Source organism: Ruegeria sp. F5 (assembly GCF_056533845.1).
Window position 1 is genome coordinate 181,441 of the sequence record NZ_JBQFOU010000003.1, and the last position, 18,603, is coordinate 200,043.

17 protein-coding genes are annotated in these 18,603 nt (G+C 59.9%); 4 read left to right on the forward strand and 13 right to left on the reverse strand.

The window, feature by feature from the left end:
* Positions 1-3: 3 nt before the first annotated feature.
* From purQ to purC, 3 genes are all read right to left on the reverse strand, one after another.
* Positions 4-672 carry a phosphoribosylformylglycinamidine synthase subunit PurQ gene (gene purQ, locus ACR0K1_RS05815; protein ID WP_480610693.1) on the reverse strand — a complete coding sequence of 223 codons (669 nt, stop codon included), beginning with the start codon at positions 670-672 and terminating at the stop codon, positions 4-6.
* 26 nt (positions 673-698) lie between these two features.
* A complete protein-coding gene (purS, locus tag ACR0K1_RS05820) occupies positions 699-929 on the reverse strand; it encodes a phosphoribosylformylglycinamidine synthase subunit PurS (RefSeq protein WP_480610692.1) in 231 nt (76 codons plus the stop codon).
* Positions 930-1,125: 196 nt separating this feature from the next.
* Positions 1,126-1,881 carry a phosphoribosylaminoimidazolesuccinocarboxamide synthase gene (purC, locus tag ACR0K1_RS05825; RefSeq protein WP_480610689.1) on the reverse strand — a complete coding sequence of 252 codons (756 nt, stop codon included), beginning with the start codon at positions 1,879-1,881 and terminating at the stop codon, positions 1,126-1,128.
* Between the two features lie 187 nt (positions 1,882-2,068).
* On the opposite strand from purC, the gene ACR0K1_RS05830 reads away from it, so the two are divergent.
* Both ACR0K1_RS05830 and bmt read left to right on the forward strand, forming a co-directional pair.
* Positions 2,069-2,389 (forward strand): DUF1476 domain-containing protein, encoded by a 321-nt coding sequence (locus tag ACR0K1_RS05830; RefSeq protein WP_480610686.1) that lies wholly within the window; start codon positions 2,069-2,071, stop codon positions 2,387-2,389.
* A 123-nt stretch (positions 2,390-2,512) separates the two neighbouring features.
* Positions 2,513-3,526 carry a betaine--homocysteine S-methyltransferase gene (bmt, locus tag ACR0K1_RS05835; RefSeq protein WP_480849202.1) on the forward strand — a complete coding sequence of 338 codons (1,014 nt, stop codon included), beginning with the start codon at positions 2,513-2,515 and terminating at the stop codon, positions 3,524-3,526.
* A gap of 6 nt (positions 3,527-3,532) precedes the next feature.
* Here bmt and ACR0K1_RS05840 read toward each other — a convergent pair whose 3' ends face one another.
* The 10 genes from ACR0K1_RS05840 to ACR0K1_RS05885 form a co-directional block, all read right to left on the reverse strand.
* Entirely contained in the window at positions 3,533-4,309 is a 777-nt protein-coding gene (locus tag ACR0K1_RS05840; protein WP_480849204.1) for an enoyl-CoA hydratase-related protein, read from the reverse strand.
* A gap of 74 nt (positions 4,310-4,383) precedes the next feature.
* The gene (locus ACR0K1_RS05845; protein ID WP_480849206.1) at positions 4,384-4,839 is read right to left on the reverse strand and encodes a cytochrome c-type biogenesis protein; all 456 of its coding nucleotides are present in this window, start codon (positions 4,837-4,839) and stop codon (positions 4,384-4,386) included.
* Positions 4,836-6,800, reverse strand: a complete 1,965-nt coding sequence (locus ACR0K1_RS05850) for a heme lyase CcmF/NrfE family subunit (RefSeq protein ID WP_480849487.1) — start codon at positions 6,798-6,800, stop codon at positions 4,836-4,838. Before ACR0K1_RS05850 ends, ACR0K1_RS05845 begins: the two co-directional genes overlap by 4 nt.
* Positions 6,801-6,875: 75 nt before the next feature.
* The gene (locus tag ACR0K1_RS05855; RefSeq protein WP_480610671.1) at positions 6,876-7,454 is read right to left on the reverse strand and encodes a holin family protein; all 579 of its coding nucleotides are present in this window, start codon (positions 7,452-7,454) and stop codon (positions 6,876-6,878) included.
* Positions 7,445-8,056 carry a holin-associated N-acetylmuramidase gene (locus ACR0K1_RS05860; RefSeq protein WP_480610669.1) on the reverse strand — a complete coding sequence of 204 codons (612 nt, stop codon included), beginning with the start codon at positions 8,054-8,056 and terminating at the stop codon, positions 7,445-7,447. The genes ACR0K1_RS05855 and ACR0K1_RS05860 overlap by 10 nt, the downstream gene beginning before the upstream one ends.
* A gap of 148 nt (positions 8,057-8,204) precedes the next feature.
* Positions 8,205-8,651 (reverse strand): cytochrome c maturation protein CcmE, encoded by a 447-nt coding sequence (ccmE, locus tag ACR0K1_RS05865; RefSeq protein WP_480610666.1) that lies wholly within the window; start codon positions 8,649-8,651, stop codon positions 8,205-8,207.
* Positions 8,652-8,658: 7 nt separating this feature from the next.
* Positions 8,659-9,687 carry an N-acetyl-gamma-glutamyl-phosphate reductase gene (gene argC / locus ACR0K1_RS05870; protein ID WP_480610663.1) on the reverse strand — a complete coding sequence of 343 codons (1,029 nt, stop codon included), beginning with the start codon at positions 9,685-9,687 and terminating at the stop codon, positions 8,659-8,661.
* Positions 9,688-9,781: 94 nt separating this feature from the next.
* The gene (locus ACR0K1_RS05875; protein WP_480849209.1) at positions 9,782-10,591 is read right to left on the reverse strand and encodes a glutamate racemase; all 810 of its coding nucleotides are present in this window, start codon (positions 10,589-10,591) and stop codon (positions 9,782-9,784) included.
* 8 nt (positions 10,592-10,599) lie between these two features.
* Entirely contained in the window at positions 10,600-11,478 is an 879-nt protein-coding gene (locus ACR0K1_RS05880) for a lysophospholipid acyltransferase family protein (RefSeq protein WP_480610657.1), read from the reverse strand.
* Positions 11,479-11,557: 79 nt separating this feature from the next.
* A complete protein-coding gene (locus tag ACR0K1_RS05885; protein ID WP_480849211.1) occupies positions 11,558-14,977 on the reverse strand; it encodes an indolepyruvate ferredoxin oxidoreductase family protein in 3,420 nt (1,139 codons plus the stop codon).
* Positions 14,978-15,146: 169 nt separating this feature from the next.
* Between ACR0K1_RS05885 and ACR0K1_RS05890 the strand changes: the two genes are divergently transcribed.
* Positions 15,147-16,055: a LysR family transcriptional regulator gene (locus ACR0K1_RS05890; RefSeq protein ID WP_480610651.1), complete on the forward strand. Its 909-nt coding sequence runs from the start codon at positions 15,147-15,149 to the stop codon at positions 16,053-16,055.
* A gap of 272 nt (positions 16,056-16,327) precedes the next feature.
* Positions 16,328-18,592 carry a mechanosensitive ion channel family protein gene (locus tag ACR0K1_RS05895; RefSeq protein ID WP_480610648.1) on the forward strand — a complete coding sequence of 755 codons (2,265 nt, stop codon included), beginning with the start codon at positions 16,328-16,330 and terminating at the stop codon, positions 18,590-18,592.
* Positions 18,593-18,603: the final 11 nt, after the last annotated feature.

Sequence of the window (18,603 nt, forward strand, 5' to 3'; positions counted from 1 at the left end):
AAGTCACGCTGGCGCCAGCACACCCGACAATGCGCGGAACAACGCCGCCCCGTCGGTGCCGCCATGGCCCGGATCCGCCGCCCGCTCGGGGTGCGGCATCATACCAAGAACACGCCGGTTTTCGGACAAAATGCCAGCTATATCACCCACCGAGCCATTGGGATTCTCGCTATAGGTGAACGCAATCCGGTCCTGATCCCTAAGCGCGGACAATGTTTCATCATCGGCGAAATAGTTTCCGTCGTGGTGGGCAATCGGGATGCCGATCACATCTCCGGCATTGTACCCTTCGGTGAAGGCACTGTCGCTTGTTTCGACCTTCAGCCCCACGGTCTTGCAGATGTATTTCAGCCCCGCATTGCGCAGCAAAGCGCCGGGCAGGATGCCGGTTTCGGTCAGAATCTGAAACCCATTGCAGATGCCGACTGCATAGCCTCCGCGTTCGGTGTGCTCCACGACCGCCTTGCAGATCGGGGATTGCGCCGCAATCGCACCACAGCGCAGGTAATCCCCGTACGAAAAGCCGCCCGGTACGCCGACAATATCGACCCCCTCGGGCAGCGCGGCATCCTTGTGCCACACCATATCGACCTGAAAGCCTGCTTGTTCGAACGCAACCGCAAGATCGCGGTCACAGTTTGAGCCGGGGAATACGATGACGGCAGCGCGCATTGCGGACCCTCCTTGGTGGGTGAAACTCAGATCAGTTCGATCTCAAAGCGCTCGATGACCGTGTTGGCCAGCAGCTTTTCGCACATTTCGGTCACGTCCGCCTCGGTCGCGCCATCGGCCAGTTCCAGGTCGATGACCTTGCCCTGCCGCACGCCTTCGACCTGATCGAAGCCCATCGCGCCCAGTGCGTGCCGAACTGCTTCACCCTGCGGGTCAAGCACCCCGTTCTTGAGCATCACATGCACCCGTGCCTTCATATTCGCAACTCCACCTGCGGGCCGCGCCCCGGACCCATTTCGTTGCGCGGGGGATAGCGCGGTTGCGGTGATTGGACAACCCTGTTTGCACGGCCTTTAGCGGATCGTGCTGGCAAGCCGGGCCTGGGTGCCATGCAAAGAAAAAACGCCACCTGTTGGGGCGGCGTTTTCATCGGTGTTTCAGTTCTGCACGCGGTCAGTTGATCAGCGTCGGCTTGGTCACGTTGCTTTTTGGCAGAACGCCCAGACGGCGGGCGACCTCGGAATAAGCGTCGGTCAGGCTGCCCAGATCGCGGCGGAACACGTCCTTGTCCAGCTTCTGCCCGGTCTCGATGTCCCACAGACGGCAGCTGTCGGGGCTGATCTCATCCGCCACCAGCAGGCGCTGGAAGTCGCCTTCGAACACGCGGCCGATTTCGATCTTGAAGTCGATCAGGCGGATGCCCACGGCCAGCATCACACCGCTCATGAAATCATTCACCCGCAGGGCGAGGCTCAGGATATCGTCCATGTCCTGCTGGCTGGCCCAGCCAAAGGCGGCGATGTGCTCTTCCGAGACCAGCGGATCGCCCAGGGCATCGTCCTTGTAGCAATATTCGATGATCGGACGCGGCAGCTGAGTCCCCTCGGCGATACCCAGACGTTTGCACAGCGACCCGGCGGCATAGTTGCGCACGATCACCTCAAGCGGCACGATTTCACAGTTGCGCACCAGTTGTTCGCGCATGTTCAGGCGGCGAATGAAATGGGTGGGCACGCCGATCTGGTTCAGACCGTCCATGAAAAACTCGCTCAGGCGGTTGTTCAGCACACCCTTGCCGTCGATCACGTCCTTTTTCTCGGCGTTGAACGCGGTGGCGTCATCCTTGAAATACTGCACAATTGTGCCCGGCTCGGGGCCTTCGTACAGGATCTTGGCTTTGCCTTCGTAGATTTTCTTGCGACGCGCCATAAGCGACCCTTCCGATCTGGAGCGAGGGAATGAGTCCCTCGGCGTTGGCGCCCTCATAGTCCAAGCCCCCCTTTCCCGCAAGTTCAGCAGACATGGAAGCTTTGACGCAGCGCAAATACCTTGCGCCTGCCCGCTGCTATAGTCATATCATCAGGCAAGAAGATGTAATCCAAGGGGTCCCCAACCAATGACCACATTTGACGAACGTGAAGCCGCGTTTGAAAACAAGTTCGCCCATGACGAAAAGATGCAGTTCATTGCCCGGATGCGTCGGAACAGGTTCATGGCCGTCTGGGCATCGACCCTGAAAGGCGAGACCGTCGAAAAAGCGCGCGAATACGGGCAGGAGCTGGTTCACACCGATTTGCAGAATGTCAGCGAAGACGACGTGGTAGAGGCCGTAAAAGGCTATCTGGGTGATCTGGCGGACGAGGCGAAGATTCGCGAAAAGATGGCGGAACTGCTGGTCGAAGCCAAGGAACAGGTGATGGCAGAGGCCGAAATCTGACACCGAAAATGCAAACCTCATGATCTTCATGAGATTTATGAATTTGATTTGATGCCCCGGTCATGAGACACGGGGCGTCTCTTTTTCCAACGGCGTATTGCGCCAATTTTTTGGACTACTCCAATGACAAACGCGCTGAACAAACTGCTGGAAACCACGGACGCCATTCTGGCCGATGGGGCGACCGGAACAAACCTGTTCAACATGGGCCTGCAATCGGGGGATGCGCCCGAACTGTGGAATGTGGATGCGCCGGACAAGATTCGCGCCCTGTACAAAGGATCAGTTGACGCGGGCAGCGATCTGTTCCTGACCAACACCTTTGGCGGCACAGCAGCCCGCCTGAAGCTGCACGACGCGCAATACCGGGTTGCCGAACTGAACCGCATCGGGGCCGAACTTGGCCGCGAGATTGCCGATACCGCCGGACGACCCGTTGTCGTGGCCGGTTCGGTTGGCCCCACAGGTGAGATCATGGAGCCGGTCGGCAGCCTGTCCCACTCTGACGCCGTCGAGATGTTCCACGAACAGGCCGAAGCGCTGAAAGACGGCGGTGCCGATGTGCTGTGGCTTGAAACCATCAGCGCCCCCGAAGAATTCCGCGCCGCGGCCGAGGCTTTTGCGCTGGCCGACATGCCCTGGTGCGGCACGATGAGTTTCGACACTGCCGGGCGCACGATGATGGGCGTAACCTCGGCCAATCTGGCGCTGCTGGTCGAAACCCTGCCCAACCCGCCGATTGCCTTCGGCGCGAATTGCGGCACCGGCGCATCGGACATTCTGCGCACGGTGCTGGGCTTTGTGGCACAGGGGACCGAGCGGCCTTTGATTTCGAAAGGCAATGCGGGCATTCCGAAATACGTCGATGGGCATATTCACTATGACGGAACGCCGGAGTTGATGGCGGAATACGCGGTTATGGCGCGGGATTCCGGTGCAACGATCATCGGCGGCTGCTGTGGCACCATGCCCGCCCATATCCAAAAAATGCGCGAAGCGCTGGACAGCAAGCCCCGTTCGGATCGCCCCACTCTGGATCAGATCACCGACGCGCTCGGCCCGTTCTCATCCGCCTCGGACGGTACCGAAGCGGACGCGGTTCTGGAACGGCGCACACGTCGCCGCCGCCGCGCCTGAGTGAATTCAGCGCCCCTCGAATTTCGGGGGGCGTTTTTCCATGAAGGCCACGACGCCTTCGGCAAAGTCGCGCGAGCGGCCGCATTCCCCCTGCAAATGAGCCTCGGTCGCCAGTTGCTGGTGTAACGTGCTTTCGTATGTCCCGCGCAAGGCTTGCTTGATCGCGCCGAACGCTGCGGTCGGGCCATTCGCCAGATACTCAGCCCGCTTGCGCCAATGGGCAGCGAAGTCCTGATCCGCAACCGCTTCCCAGATCAGACCCCAGTCATCGGCCTGCCGGGCGCTGATTTTGTCGGCAAACAGCGCAGCGCCCATCGCTTTGGCCAGCCCCATCTGACGCGGCATGAACCAGGTGCCACCTGCATCCGGCAACAGGCCGATCCGGGCAAAAGCCTGCAGGAAATAGGCGCTTTCAGTCGCAATCACCACATCCGCGCACAGCGCAAGATTGGCCCCTGCCCCAGCCGCCGGGCCGTTCACGGCGGCAATGGTTGGCACCGGGCTGTCGTGGATGGTTTCGAGCATCGGCTCGTATTCGTCGCGCAAAGACCGCTCAAGATCGATCTTCCCGGTCGAGGATGCATCGCCCAGATCCTGACCCGAACAGAACGCGGGCCCTGCCCCGGTCAGCACAATGCACCGCGCATGGCGGGCGGCGTGTTTCATACCATGCGTGATCTCGGCCCGCATCTGCGTGGTCAGCGCGTTCATCTTGTCGGGGCGATTGAGCGTCAGAACGGCCAGCCCGTCCGTGACCTCCAGCAGGATCGTCTCATAGTCCATTCCGGGCGTCCCTCGCGGTCAGTTTTTTACAAATCCTGACTGATATTGCCGCCGAGGGAAAGGCGAACCCGGCGTCAGTCTTCTAGAATTCGGCGCAGGCGCTCTTTCTCTTCGTCGCTCAGCTTATCCGCATCGCCGGTTTCCTGAACCTTGGCGCGCCCGCGCAGAAAGTTCCAACCCAGCCCTGCGGCGATCAGCAGCATGATCGGACCGGCAAGCCATAGAAACAGGTTCGATCCGGTGGTCTTTGGTTTCAGCAGCACATATTCGCCGTAGCGATCGACGATGAAGGCAATCGCCTCTTGATCCGTGTCGCCTGCCACCAGACGTTCGCGCAGCAACAGGCGCAGGTCGCGGGCCAGATCGGCATTGCTTTCGTCAATGCTCTCGTTCCGACAAACCAGACAGCGCAGACCGGTGGACAGGTCCCGTGCCCGTTGTTCCAGCACCGGATCGTCCAGTACCTCGTCCGGTTGCACCGCCAGAACCGGCGTGGCCAGCATCAGAAGGATCAGGATCAGCCGCTTCATTCCGCAGGTACTCCGCCAGAGGGGGCCTTTCGCGCGCCAGCCGCCACGCGGAAGCGGCGGTCGCACAGGCTGAGAACACCCCCGAGCGCCATCAAAAGACACCCAGCCCAAATCCAGTTCGCAAAGGGCTTGATATAGGTGCGCATCACCCAGCCGCCATCAGCCTGCTGATCCCCGATCACCACGTAAAGATCGCGCAGGAAACGGTAGTCAATCGCGGCCTCTGTCGTGGGCATGCGCGCCACCGGGTAATCCCGTTTCTCGGGGTGCAGCGTACCGATTGGGCGCCCGGAGCTTTCAACCAGCACATCCGCGGTCGTCGAGAAATAGTTCGGCCCCTGAACCCTGCGCACATCCTGCAGCGTCAGGGTGAACTGCCCCACCTCGAACGGCTGACCGTATTGTGCGACGCGGATATCTTCGACCTCCCATGCCGTAAGTCCGGCGATTGCAAAGATGGTCACGCCAAGCCCGGTATGGGCCACGGCCTTGCCCCAATCTGCCCCGGGCAGCCGGAACAGGCGTTTCAGGCTGCCCTTGCGACCCGTACGGCTCCACAGATCAATCGCTGCACCGAACGTGATCCACGCGCCCAGAAACAGACCCACCGGACCCAAAGCACTGCGCCCGGACTGCATCGCCCAAACCAACAGCGCCAAGGCCAGCGCCAGCCCAAAGGTATAGCGCAGCGACCAAACGGTTTTCCCAAGCCTGCCCCGTTTCCACGGCAGCATGGCACCGATGGGCAGGGCAATGCCCAACAACACCATGAAGGGCGTAAAGGCGGCGTTAAAAAACGGCGCACCGACCGAGAGTTTCCGGTCGAACATCATCTCGGCCACCATCGGCCACATGGTTCCCACGAATACGACAAAGCAACTGACGGCCAGCAAAACATTGTTCACAATCAGCGCGCTTTCGCGGCTGACCATGCCGAATACGCCCTTCGCCTCCATCGCCTGCGCGCGGGCGGCAAACAGGGTCAGCGCACCGCCGATGAAGAATACAAGGATCAGCAGGATGAACACCCCGCGCTCGGGGTCATTCGCGAAGGCGTGCACCGAGGTCAGCAGGCCCGAGCGCACAATGAATGTCCCGATCAGAGAGAACCCGAACGCGATGATCGCCAGCAGGATGGTCCAGCTTTTCAGCGCCTCGCGCTTTTCAACCACAATCGCCGAATGCAACAGCGCCGCCGCCAGCAGCCACGGCATGAACGAGGCATTCTCGACCGGATCCCAGAACCAGAACCCGCCCCAGCCCAGCTCGTAATAGGCCCACCACGATCCAAGCGCGATGCCGATTGTCAGAAAGACCCACGCGCCCAGAGTCCACGGGCGCACCCACCGGCCCCAAGCGGCATCGATGCGCCCTTCGATCAGGGCAGCCACTGCAAAGCTGAACGCCATGCTCAGGCCGACATAGCCCAGATACAGGAACGGCGGATGGAAGGCCAAACCGGGGTCCTGCAATAGCGGGTTCAGGTCGCGCCCGTCAAACGGCGCAACGGCCAGCCGGTCAAACGGGTTCGAAGTGAACAGGATGAACGCAAAGAACGCCACCGCAACAGCCGATTGCACCGCCAGAACGCGGGCTTTCAGTGTTGGGGGCAATCCGCCACCGAAAAACGCGGCCATGCCGCCAAACAGGGTCACAATCAGCACCCACAGCAGCATCGACCCTTCGTGGTTCCCCCAAGTGCCGCTGATCTTGTACAGCATCGGCTTGGCGGAATGGCTGTTCTCAACCACGATCCGCAGCGAGAAGTCCGAGGACATGAACGCCCAGACCAGCGCCGCAAAGGAAAAGGCCGTCAGCAGAAACTGCAAAATCGCCGCCGGTTCGGCAAAAGCCATCCATCCCGCCCAGCGTTTCGCCGCCCCAATCAGCGGCACTACGCTTTGCACGATGGCGACAAAAAACGCGAGGATAAGGGCGAAGTGACCAAGCTCTGTAATCATGCCCAAGGATATACTCCCGGGGCGGCGGGAACGCCATTCACTTTCGCTGGTTTCAGGCGCACATAGTGTCGCGGATCACGCCTTGCGCAAGCGCCGCCAATCCTCAAGCGCCGGGTTCGCGTCGGGCAATGTCGCGTCCATCGCAAGCTGCGCATCCGTTCCCGCAGAGGCCGCGCCGGGGCTGTCGCTGCGCATCTGCCGCAGCGCTTCCAGATTAGCCATCACCGCAGGCGTACGCTGAATTGTCGCCGAGATATCCTTTTGGAAATCCTGCATCTTCGCGTGATGACGCGCACCGAAATAGAACGAGACAATGACGCCCAACAGCCACCAAAGCGGTTCGGGCACCAGCGCAATGCCCTGCATTCTGGCGGCAAACCAGATTGGGTCGATCATTGCCGCGGCGAACAGGCCCAGCGTTCCCAGCGCCAGCGCGGGACGCGGCAGCCGGTTGACCCCATCCATGAAACGGTCAAAACCGCCTTTGTTCGAAACCTGAAACTCGGCACCGAACTGGTTCATTGCGCGGCTTTGCAATGCGGCGCCGCGTTGTGCATCAGCCTCGGTGTTTTCCCGAAAGATTTCAGCGGTTTCCCGCACGACATTGCGCCCGTCGCCAAACAACAACGCCAACACGCCCGTGATCAGTCCCATCCTGCAACCCTTCTTTGAAACTGCGTATTGTCAAGGTGGTAACGGGGCGACAGGAATTCCTCGGCCCGTTTGATCCACCCCCCTTTGCCGCCTGCGCGGGACCGGGCATATTTGCGTGCCGCAGGCCGGTTTTCGGCCAGGCGGAAGTAATAATTCCGCCGCGCCACCCCGTAAGCATCCCGCAACGCTACAGGGTCCGGCCGCGCGGCTTTTTCACAGGCCGCTGCGGTCTGCGGACCGATCACACCATCAACTGACACATCAAACTGCATGTCCCGCAGCAGCCGCTGCAGGATCTTAACGGCCTGCGCCCCCGCGTTCACATACATATCAAAAACCGAAGGCTGCAGCGCATGGGGCAAACCGACGATCCCCGGCCGGTCAAAATAATGCCGGACAAAAATGTCGATAGCCTGCCGTTGGCTCAGCGCCCGAACATCTTCCCGGTCCACAACCCCGTCTCGGGTCAAATCCAGCCCCAGCCTGCGCATCGTGTGAATGGTAACGCCAAACTTGGTCGCCCCGCCCGGATCGTCCGGATCATCCACAAACCCGCCCTCACGGGCCACAATCTCTTTCGCAATCTGCCGAACGGTCTGCATGTCACCCCCGATGTTGGTGCTGCAAACCGTTCCGCAAAATCCTTAACGCCCAAAGACGAAACAGGGCGCTGCATGCCCACCGCACGCAACGCCCCACCTTCATCTTTTTGCAAAATACTCCCGCCGGAGGCACGCAGCGCAGCTGCGTTCAGCTCTCGCCGGGTTCTTTGTAAATGCCCTGTTCTTTCAGCGCGTCCACAACCTCTTTCGGCATGTAGGTTTCATCATGTTTCGCAAGAATTTCAGTGGCTTCAAACACACCGTTCACGTAACTTCCGGTGCCAACCATCCCCTGGTTTTCCGAGAACAGATCGGGCAGCACCCCGGTGAATGCCACCGGCACGCTTTCCCCCCCATCCGTCACCACAAAACGCACGGTTTCGCCCTGACCGCGCACGATCGAGCCCTCTTCGACCAGCCCGCCGATGCGGAACACCTCGGTCGGCTTGGGCGGTTCGGCGATGACCTGACTGGGCGAACGGAAGAAATTGATGCCGTCCTTCATGGCAACCCCAATCAACACCGTCGATACCAACAGGGCACCGATAGCCACCAGAATGACTTGTACACGACGACGTTTTTTGAGCGTTTTCATACCATCCTCACGGGAATAGCGGGGCCATCATCAGGCCCAGAGTTTCATCCTCACCTAACATCAGGTTGGCGTTCTGCAAGGCTTGCCCGCTGCTACCTTTTGTCAGGTTATCTAATGCCGCGACCACGATGGCGCGGCGTTCAATCCGGTCTGCAACAACACCGATATGGCAGAAATTCGATCCCCGCACATGATGGGTCGATGGGGCCTCACCCATCGGCAGCATCTCGATGAACGGCTCGGCCTCGTAAGCCTTGCACAGGGTTTCATAGATGCTTTGCGGATCGCCCTTAACGTAAGTCGTCGCCAGAATGCCCCGGTTCGCGGGGATCAGGTGCGGCGTGAACTGCACGTGAACCGTCCGCCCTGCCAGCGCAGAGAATTCCTGGTCGAACTCGCCCAGATGCCGGTGAGTGCCACCAATGGCATAGGCATTGGTGCCCTCACTCAGTTCCGCATGCAGCAGGTTTTCCTTAAGCGACCGCCCCGCCCCGGACACGGCGCATTTCAGGTCCAGAACGATATCATCCAGATCGATGACTCCAGCCGTAATCAACGGCCGCAGCACATATTGGCCGGTCGCGGCGTTGCAGCCGGTTCCTGCCACCAAACGCGCATTGCGGATCTCATCCCGGTAGAACTCAGTCAGACCATACACAGCCTCTTCCTGCTGTTCCAAGGCGGTGTGCGGGTTGCCGTACCACTTTTCGTATTCCTCGGCGTCGCGCAACCGGAAATCCGCTGACAGGTCGATGATCTTCAGGTTCTTCGGCAGCTCCCGGATCACCTCCTGGCTGGTCTTGTGCGGCAAGGCGCAGAAACACAGGTCGATTGTCGAGAAATCGATTTCAGAGATTTTGCCCAGATCGGGCAGGTCCAGGTGGCGCAGATGCGGGAAGACCTGCGCCATCGACTGGCCCGCCTTGCGCTCGGCGGCCAGGGCCACGATGTCCATGTTCGGGTGCTCGGCGATCAGCCGCACCAGTTCGGCGCCGGTATAACCGGAAGCGCCCAGAATTGCGATTTTATGGGTCATGTCAGACCTCTTGTTTCCATGTGTCACATATCACGACCGCCGATGCGACGGTCTACGAATTAGGGAAAGAGTATTGGGGCGTCCTTGATCGAAGTCAGGCCGCCGCGAACGTGATTTGTCGTCGGAGGAACTGAGTCGCCCGGTCGCTGACAAAGCTCGGCTTGCCGGTTGTCAGGAACCCGCCCTGGCCATCCCCCATCATATCCGGGTGCCGCCCAAGATAATCGGCCAGGCTGTCAGCCACCAAATCCCCCTGGCTGAACACCTGAACGTCGGGCCCCAAAGCGGCCTGAAACGTTTCTGCCATCAACGGGTAGTGCGTGCAGCCCAGTATCGCGGCTTGCGGTTCGGGCATTTTCCGCTTCAACGCATCCACGTGGCTGCGCACCATCGCTTCGGCCAGAATCATGTCGCCATCTTCAATGGCATCGACGACACCGCCACAGGATTGCGCCTCGACATCCACACCGATGGCCCGGAACGCCAGCTCCCGCTGAAAGGCCCGGCTGGACACCGTTGCCGGCGTTGCAAACAGGGCGACATGCTTCACGGCCACTTCGCGCGGAGGAGAGTTATCGCCCCATTCCCGCTCGGTCAGCGCCTCGATCAGGGGCACAAACACACCCAGCACACGCTTGCCCTTGGGCACGCCCTCTTCCTGCATCCGGCGCAGGGCGGCGGCGCTGGCGGTGTTGCAGGCCAGAATCACCAGATTGCAGCCCCGGTCCCACAGGGCCTGCACCGCTTTGCGGGTCAGTTGATAGATATCCTCGGCATCGCGCACCCCGTAAGGCGCGTGCGCGCTGTCGGCAAAATACAGAAAATCAACGTCCGGCAGACGTTTCTGCGCGGCGTTCAGGACGGTCAGCCCGCCCAAACCGGAATCAAAGATACCTACTGCCATTTGCCCCTTCAGGCGCGATGCCGTTCCTCGAATTCATAGCCATAGTCATACGACTTCAGTGGCTTCGGAGACAGCTCATACGTGGCTTTGCGCAGGAAATCCATCATCTTGCGCGTATCCTTGCTGAGTGGGTCAAGAACGTCACGCCCAATGGGTTCGCCAATGACCACTTTTACCGGTGTATCCACGCGCTTTTTGAACTCTTTGATCAGCAGACCCATCCGCAGCGTATTGTGCAGATGGCTGGCCACCTGAAACAGGCGCGAGGTGTGACCGTCAAAGAAAACCGGCACCACGGTCGCGTTGGATTTCGCCACCATCCGCGCGGTAAAGCCACGCCAGCCCGGGTCCATCGGGTGTGCAAAGGGTTTGACCGCCGTGCTGACCGTGCCACCGGGGAAAATACCGATCGCACCGCCCTCGCCCAGATAGTTCAGCGCGGTTTTTCTTGTTTCCAAGTTCAGCTTCATCGCTTCGCGCGTATCGTCAAACGAGATCGGCAGAATGATCTTGTTAATATCCTCAGCCTTGCGAAACACATGATTTGCGAGGATGCGGAAATCACCCCGGGTCTGGGACAGCATGTGCCCCATCATCAACCCGTCCAGAATGCCATAGGGATGGTTCGCGATCAGGATCAGAGGCCCATCTTTCGGGATATTCGACAGCGCACCACCCGCCACATCCAGCGTCAGGCCGTAACGTTCCACCATGACTGACCAGAAATCCCGCCCGTTGGCGACGTCTTTCTCGTACCCGTCCGCGCGCTTGATCAGGCGCATGCGGCCCGTCGTGTTCTCCATCAGCTTGATAACCATGCGCCCGCCTTTGGTTTCGGCGGAATAGGCGTAGGAAATGTCACGGACGGCATGACGGCTCGAGGGCATATTGGTCTCCGGTTGGCTGCCTGAAATATAGTTTTAGGTGACAATTTTGCCTAGATATCGTGACAGCCTTGTGACGATTTTACTCTGCCGCAGCGCGTAACTCGGGCCCTCCGCTGTGGATGATGGCCAGCAATTCCTCGCGCCGTTTGGCGGCTTTTGCCTCGTTTTCCAGCAGAACCGGCCCAAAGCCGCGAATGTCCAACGGCAACCGGGCCAGGGCGGCAATGGCGTCGCGCGTGTTGTCGGACAGCAAGGGCAGAACCTGCTGCATGTCCTTTTCGTACTGCCGGATCAATGCGCGTTCCATCCGGCGTTCCGCCGAGTAGCCAAAGATATCCAGCGGCGTGCCGCGCAGGGATTTCAGCTTTGTCAGCGCCTTGAGCGGGCCAAGCATCCATTCCCCGAACGCCCGTTTGCGGGGTCGCCCATTGCCGCTGGACCCGCCCAGAAACGGCGGCGCAAGGTGGAAGGTCATCTTGAAGTCGCCGTCGAACTCGGCCGCGGCTTTCTCGCGGCTGCTGAGCAACAGGCGCGCGACCTCGTATTCGTCCTTGTAGGACAGCAGCTTGTGATAGCCCTTGGCCAGAGACTCGCGCACCTCGGTGTCTTCGACCGACTCCACCAGCTTGCGATACCGCTTGGCCAGCCGGGCGCTTTGATACCCGGTCAGATGCTGCGCGCGGAAATCGATAATCTGTTCCAGAGTCTTGGGCATTTCCGTCACCGACGGTGCCAGAATGGCCTGCACCTGATCCGGGTGCAGAACGGCCCAGCGACCGATGTCGAAGGCGCGTTTGTTGCGCTCGACCGCCGTGCCGTTCAGTTCAATCGCATGCACGATGGCGTCATGGCTGACCGGCAGGAAGCCCCGCTGCCACGCTGCGCCGAAGACCATCATGTTCGAATAGATCGAATCGCCCATCACAGCACGTGCCAGATCGGTGGCATCGAACAGGGACAGCCCGTCCTTCAGCCGCGCCTGTAACGCCAGTTCCAGCCGATCCTTGGGAATGCGGAACTCGGTATCCCGAGTGAAGTCGCCGGTGACGGTTTCGTGGCTGTTAACCACGGCCCCGGTTTGCCCGGTCCGGGTCAGACCCAGAGTCTTGGCCCCAGCCGAGACAACCAGATCACCCCCGATCAGCGCATGGGCTTCGCCGGTTGCAACCCGGATGGCGCTGATATCTTCGGGCTTGTTCGCCAGACGGCAGTGGATATGCACCGCGCCGCCCTTTTGGGCCAGCCCGGCCATCTCCATCATGCCCGCGCCTTTGCCATCGACCTGCGCCGCTTGTGCCAGAATCGCGCCCAGCGTCACGACGCCAGTGCCGCCGACCCCGGTGATCACAACGTTATGCGTGCCCTTGATCTGGGGCAAAACCGGCATTGGCAAGTCCGGCAGGTCAATCTCGGTCGTCGCCTCTTTACGGATCGTTGCGCCTTCCAGTGTTACGAAAGAAGGGCAAAAGCCGTTGAGGCACGAGAAATCCTTGTTGCAGCTTGACTGATCAATCGCGCGTTTGCGGCCCAGTTCGGTCTGTTTCGGCACAATCGACACGCAGTTCGACTGCACACCGCAATCGCCGCAGCCTTCGCAGACGTCGGTGTTGATGAAGACCCGCTTGTCCGGATCAGGAAACTCCCCCCGTTTGCGGCGGCGGCGTTTCTCGGCGGCACAGGTCTGGATATAAACGATGACCGAGACGCCCTCGATCTCGCGAAACTTCTCCTGCACCTGCATCAGATCGGCGCGTTCGAAGGTCTCAACGCTGCCGGGCAGAGCTTTGAAGTTCACGTCTTCTTTTTCATCGTAAACCACGGCCACGTGCTGGACGCCCATCGCCTTGACCTCGGCCACGATGCGTTCGGCGGTCAGATCGCCCTCGTTGTCCTGCCCGCCGGTCATGGCGACAGCATCGTTGAACAGGATTTTAAAGGTGATGTTGGTGCCCGCCGACAATGCGGCCCGTATGGCCTGCACGCCCGAATGGTTATACGTGCCATCGCCAAGGTTCTGAAACACGTGCTTGGTGGTCGAGAACGGAGCCTCGCCAACCCAGTTCACCCCTTCGCCGCCCATCTGGGTGAAACCGGTGGTCTCACGGTCCATCCATTGCACCATGTAGTGACAGCCAATCCCGGCATAGGCGCGGCTGCCATCCGGCACCTTGGTCGAGCTGTTATGTGGGCAGCCCGAGCAGAAAAACGGCAGGCGCGTCGCGATTTCCTGCGCGTTGTCGGCCCGGCGCGCCTCGGACAGTTTAGCCAGACCGGCGCGCACGCCGTCCGTGTCGCGCCCTTCTTCGATCAGGATTTCGCCCAGCTTTTCGGCAATCATGATCGGGTCCAAGGCACCGCGTGTCGGGAACAGCTCTTCCCGGTGCAGTGTCCCTGCCCCGCCCTTGTACCAACCGTAAACGCGGCGGCCCCGGCGGTCGTCAAAGATCGCCTCTTTGACCTGCACCTCGATCAGCTTGCGCTTTTCTTCGACGATGACGATCAGATCCAGCCCTTCGGCCCAGTCGTGGAAACCGGCCATGTCCAGCGGGAAGGTCTGGCCGATCTTGTAGGTAGTGATCCCCAGCCGTTCGGCCTCATCCGCGTCGATGTTCAGCAGCGACATGGCATGGGCCAGATCTAGCCAGTTCTTGCCGGCCGCGACGAAACCGATCTTGGCACCGGGCTTGCCCCAGACCCGTTTGTCCAGCTTGTTGGCATGGGAAAACGTCTCGGCCGCGAAGCGCTTGTAGTCGATGATCCGGGCTTCCTGCAGATGTGGTGTATCGCCCAGTCGGATGTTCAGCCCGCCCTCGGGCATTTCAAACTCGGGCGTTACCAGCTGCATCCGCCCGGGGCTGCCATCCACGACCGAGGTGACTTCGATCGTGTCCTTCATCGTCTTCAGACCGACCCAAAGCCCGGCAAAGCGGCTGAGCGCAAAGCCGTAAATACCGTAATCCAGTATCTCCTGCACGCCCGCCGGGCTGACCACCGGCATATACATATCGACAAGGGACCACTCGGACTGATGCAACACGGTCGAGCTTTCGCCCGTATGGTCATCCCCCATCGCCATCAGCACACCGCCATGCTGCGCGGTCCCGGCCATATTTGCGTGCCGCATCACATCGCCTGACCGGTCCACGCCGGGGCCTTTGCCATACCACAGGCCAAAAACCCCGTCGAACTTGCCGTCATTCCGCAGCCCGGCCTGCTGGCTGCCCCAAAGCGCGGTGGCGGCCAGATCCTCGTTCAGACCGAACTGAAAGGTCACGTCGCTTTCGGTCAGCTGCTTCTGCGCGCGCGTCATCTGCTGATCCACCGCGCCTAGGGGCGAACCCCGATAGCCAGTCACCAGACCGGCGGTGTTCAGCCCGGCCTTCATGTCCCGCGCCTTCTGCATCAGCATCAGCCGCACCAATGCCTGAGTCCCGTTCAGAAGAATGGGGTTTTTCGACAAATCGAACCGGTCGTTCAACGTTATCTTTGGCTGGCTCATCAGACGCCTCCCCTCGTCAGATCAGTGTGCTACATTTCTGTTCATTTTAGGTCATGAAAGCTGACCTGTATAGCCATTGTCCCCTGAATCGTAACGATTTCATCCTTTGAATGTGGAACTTGTTACCTATTTCATATAGGCGTTCCCCGAGATAACGAAAGTTGCGGCGATGGATTGGGACAAGCTTAGAATATTTCACGCGGTTGCGGATGCCGGCAGCCTGACCCATGCGGGCGACAAGCTCAATTTGTCTCAATCCGCCGTGAGCCGTCAGATCCGCGCGCTGGAAGAATCACTCGACGCGACCCTGTTTCACCGCCACGCGCGGGGGCTGATTCTAACCGAACAGGGTGAGTTGCTGTTCGATGCGACCTCAGCCATGTCCAAACGTCTGGACGCCGCCGCCGCCCGTATCCGCGACAGCGAAGAAAAGGTGTTCGGCGTTCTGCGCGTCACCACCACGTTCGGCTTCGGCACCCTGTGGCTGGCCCCGCGCCTGCCAAAGCTCTACGAACAGTACCCCGAACTCAACATCGACCTGATGCTTGAAGAACGCGTTCTGGACTTGCCAATGCGCGAGGCCGACGTGGCGATCCGCATGAAAGAGCCCAGCCAGGCCGATCTGGTGCGAAAGCGCCTGATGACCGTCCAGATGCAGCTATATGCGACGCAGGAATACCTGGAAGCACACGGCGGACCGCTGAAAACGCCGGAAGATATCAAGGACCACAGGCTGATCTGCCAAACACCGGCAGCGCCACAGGTGGGGGCCAGTGCCGCGATGGTCCGGCATCTTATGACCTTCGACCCCGTTTCCCTGCTAACGGTGAACAATTATTTCGGCGTTCTGCAGGGGGTGCTGCACAATCTGGGCATTGGCGTTCTGCCAAATTACGTCACGCAGGATTTCCCGCAGCTTGTCCCGATCCTGCCCGAGGCCGAAAGATCAGACGTGCCGGTCTACCTTGCCTACCCCGAGGAACTGCGCCACTCGCAGCGCGTTGCGGCCTTCCGCGACTTCGTTCAAGCGGAAATAATTGAGCAGCGTAAACAGCTTAAGCAGATGGGACAACTGTAGCTATGCACAGAAAGCATAGCGGACATGTCTCAACATAAGCCTAAAAAATCTTGAACGTTCACAAACTGCACCCTAAATGAGCACTCGAAGACGATGATGCTGAAACGCTTATCTTCTTCATACCTCCCTGTTGGACTACGGCCGAGCTTAGTGCTCGGCCTTTTTTTGGCGCTTGCCCGCGCACTGCGCGTTGAAAACTCTGGGAATAACTCGCGCTTCCCTCTATGATCCCGAAAAACAATCAAAATTTTTCGTGATCGAGGGCAAATTCAATGTTCCATCCATTTCGCCTGTTGATGGCTGTGCTGTCTTTGGTGGTCTTTGCAGGGACTGTGCACGCGCAAGTCACCACAACTTCAGGCTCCGGCGCGCCGGCGACCATCAGCATCCCCGAGGACCTGACCCCCGAACAGGTCGACGATCTGGTCGCCCGAATGTCCGACGACCAGGTCCGGTCAATCCTGCTGGAACGCCTGGATGCCGTTGCCGAGAAAAACGCGGCAGAGGCCGAAGAGCGTGAAGACCCGATCACCGAAATCAACGAGATCTGGGCGGAAATGGTGGCGTCCTGGACGCATGTTATCGTCACCGTGCCGCACATATTCAGCGCACAGGCCCGTGCGATTGAGAATTTCACCGGAACATTCGGCGTCAACGGGGCATTTTCCCTGATGGGCCTGGTTCTGAGCGTTCTGGTTGTCGGCTTCGTCGCGGAAAAACTGTTCGAGTTGCTGACACGCCGCTGGCACGTTCAGACCGAGGTTGATGACGAAAACGACCTGTGGGGCGCTGTCCGCTATCTGTTTGGCCGCTTCTGCCGCGAAATCGCCGGATTGATCGTGTTCTACGTGGTTATCCGGGCCGTGGGGCGCGGCCTTTTGACAACGGAACAGATCACCTATGCCGCGCCGTTTGTGTTTTATCTGATCTGGGTTCCTCGGCTTGGGGCCGCCGCCTCGCGCTTTGTTCTGGCGCCCAGCAAACCCCATTACCGGCTGGTCAACATCGATGATCACTGGGCCAAGTACCTGCACCGCAACCTGATTGGCCTGCTGATCCTGATCGGTTTCACCTTGTTCCTGCTTCACTTCAACAGGCTGAACGGCATCACCCCCGGCGAAACGCGTATCGGGTTCTGGCTGAACGCCGCGACCCACATCTATATCGGTGTGATCGCATGGAAAGCGCGCGAAGGCTTGTCGCAGATGATGCTGGGCACCGACCCTGATCACACCAAGTTCGACGAGGAGATCGCGCATTATTACCCCTATTTCGCCATTGGCGTCTCGGCGGTGATCTGGCTGCTGGTCGAGTTTCTGGTGGCGCAGCGCAACCCATGGACCCTGTCGCTGCTGACCAATGGGGCGCATTTCACCACCATGTTCTGGCTGTTGATCGCGCCTGCGCTGGATACGCTGATACGTGGTCTGGTGCGGCATTTGCAGCCACCCATGCTGGGCGAAGGTTCGGTGGCAGAACGCGCCTATAAATCCACCAAGCGCAGCTATATCCGCATTGGCCGGGTTCTGGCGGGCATTCTGGTGATCCTGATGATTGCCAAGGCCTGGAATCTGGACCTGCAGGAAATTGCGGGCGGCAGAGGGGAAGACGGCAGCCGTCTGATCCAGTTCTTCATCATCATCGCCGTGGGCTACATCCTGAACGAGATCGTTTCGCTGTGGATCAATCGGCGTCTGGCCAAGGAACAGACGGCGGGTCAAAGCCCCGATGAAGAGGCCGGCGAAGGCGGTGGAACGGGCGGGTCGCGTCTGGCCACGGTTCTGCCGCTGCTGCGGGTCACGGCTCAGGTCGCGATTGCGGTGATCTTTGTTCTGCTGGCTCTGGGGGCGTTGGGTTTGGATATCACACCGCTTCTGGCCGGTGCTGGTATCCTTGGCCTCGCCATCGGTTTCGGCGCGCAGAAACTGGTCTCGGATATCGTCGGGGGGATTTTCTTCCTGATCGACGATGCGTTCCGCGTGGGTGAATATGTTGATGTTGGCGGCACTACTGGCACGGTCGAGAAAATCTCGATCCGTTCGATGCAGCTACGCCACCACCGCGGGCCGGTTCATACCATTCCTTACGGTGAGATTCAGAAACTGACCAATTACAGCCGTGACTGGGTCATCATGAAGCTGAAATTCACCGTGCCCTTCGACACCGACCCCAACAAGGTCAAGAAGATCTTCAAGAAGATCGGTGCCGAGATGATGGAGGACGAGACCCACAAGGACGGCTTCCTGCAGCCCTTCAAGTCGCAAGGCGTGTTCGACTTTGACGATGTGGGCATGATCATTCGCGGTAAGTTCATGGCCAAGCCCGGTAAGCAGTTCACCCTGCGCAAGGAAATCTTCAACCGGGTCAAGGCCGCATTCAAGGAAAACGGCATCGACTTCGCCCGCCGCGAGGTACGTGTGGCCATCCCCGGCCTGGACGATGCCGAGCATCTGAGCGAGGAACAAAAAGCCGCCGTTGGGGCAGCCGCCGGCGACGCCGTCGCCCAGCAGGCACAGCAGCAGCAGGAACAGAAATAACCCTGCGCCCG